The sequence below is a fragment of the Streptomyces sp. HSW2009 genome (genome assembly GCF_040240285.1).
GTDB lineage: Bacteria > Actinomycetota > Actinomycetes > Streptomycetales > Streptomycetaceae > Streptomyces.
On record NZ_JBEHZD010000904.1, the window covers coordinates 1 to 1,906 of the forward strand.

Sequence of the window (1,906 nt, forward strand, 5' to 3'; positions counted from 1 at the left end):
CCCGCCGCGCGTTCCGACGCCACCCGCGCGTCACCTCCCCGCCGCCGGCCCGCCATGGCTCCCGCCGCCGGCCCGGGCCCCCGTCCGGCCAGCGGGCGGCTGCCGTGTCCGGGCGTCGACCGGGTGGGTAACGTCAGCACCGCCGTCGTACGGAGCAACCGCGCCCCGCACCGCACCCGCACCCGTGATTCCGCAGGGCACCGGGCGCCGCGCCGCGCACGACGACACGGACAGCGGGCGCGGTCGGTGATCCCGCCGGCCAGGCAGCGCCGTTGCCGCTGGCTCGGCCGGGGCGGTCGCCTGGGTCGCCCGCGTGACCAAGGCCGCTGGCGTGGCCTTACGAGGAGAGGAATCGCTGGTGAGCAAGGCTCTGTTGGCGGCCTTGGCGGGATCGGTCGATGACCGGCCCGACGCGTTGACCATCGCTGGGCGGCCCCTGTCGCGGGAGCAACTGCTCGGTGCCGCGGGGGCGGTGGCGGCCCGTATCGCCGGCGCTCCGGGGGTGGCGGTACGGGCCGAGGCCACGCTGGAGACCGTGGTGGCCGTGGTGGGCGCGCTGCTCGCTGGGGTGCCCGTGGTGCCGCTGCCGCCGGACTCCGGGCCCGCCGAACGGGACCACATCCTGCGCGACTCGGGCGCGGCCCTGCTGCTCACCGGGCCCGGCGGGTGGGGCGACGGCGCCGGCGCGGGGTCGGCCGACGCCGGTGTCGAGGTGCTGCCGGTGGACGTGGCCGAGCGCGCGCCGTGGCACGGGCCCGAGCCGGACGCCGCGGCCACCGCCTTCATCCTCTACACCTCGGGCACCACCGGCGCCCCCAAGGGCGCGCTGATCTCCCGGCGGGCCGTCGCCGCCGGCCTGGACGGGCTCGCCGACGCGTGGGCCTGGACCCCCGATGACACGCTCGTCCACGGCCTGCCGCTGTTCCACGTGCACGGCCTGGTCCTCGGCGCGCTGGGCCCGCTGCGGGTCGGCAGCCGCCTGGTGCACACCGGGCGGCCGAAGCCGGAGGCGTACGCGGCGGCGGGCGGCAGCCTCTACTTCGGGGTGCCCACCGTGTGGAACCGGGTCGCGGGCGATCCGGCCGCCGCCCGCGCGCTGTCCGGGGCCCGGCTGCTGGTCTCCGGCAGTGCCCCGCTGCCCACGCCGGTCTTCCGCGCGCTGGAGGAGTTGACCGGGCACCGTCCGGTGGAGCGGTACGGCATGACCGAGACGCTGATCACCGTGGCGACCCGGGCGGACGGCGAGCGCCGGCCCGGCCACGTCGGGGTGCCGCTGCCCGGCGTGCGGACCCGGATCGTGGCCGAGGCGGGCGCGGACATCGGCGAGTTGGAGGTGGCCGGGCCGACCCTGTTCGACGGCTATCTGAACCGGCCGGAGGCCACGGCCGCCTCGTACGCGGCGGACGGCTGGTTCCGTACCGGTGACATCGCGGCCATCGAGCCGGACGGCACGCACCGCATCGTCGGGCGGGCGTCGACCGACATGATCAAGTCGGGTGGCTACCGGATCGGCGCCGGCGAGGTGGAGAACGCGCTGCTCGACCACCCCGCGGTGCGCGAGGCCGCGGTGGTCGGCGCACCACACGCCGACCTCGGTCAGGAGATCGTCGCGTACGTGGTGGCCGACGGCGTGGCCGAACAGCAACTGATCGACTTCGTCGCGGGTCACCTCTCCGCCCACAAGCGCCCCCGCAAGGTGCGGTTCCTGGACGCGTTGCCGCGCAATGCGATGGGCAAGCCGCAGAAGCGTCTGCTGCCTCCGGCCTGACGGCTGGGAAAACCGACCGGAATGCGTCGGGGGGGGGGGGGGGGGCCGCGGGGGGGGGGGCGCCCCCCCCCGGGGCGGGGGGGGGGGGGGGGGGGGGGGGCGCGGGGGGGGGGGGGGGGGGCCCCGCCGCGCCGGGGG

1 protein-coding gene is annotated in these 1,906 nt (G+C 77.9%); it reads left to right on the forward strand.

Annotation, left to right across the window (positions count from 1 at the left end; translation table 11 throughout):
- The first annotated feature begins 358 nt into the window (after positions 1 to 358).
- On the forward strand, positions 359 to 1,768 hold the full coding sequence (locus tag AAHZ94_RS33415; protein WP_349997450.1) for an acyl-CoA synthetase: 1,410 nt from the start codon (positions 359 to 361) through the stop codon (positions 1,766 to 1,768).
- The last annotated feature ends 138 nt before the right edge of the window (positions 1,769 to 1,906 follow it).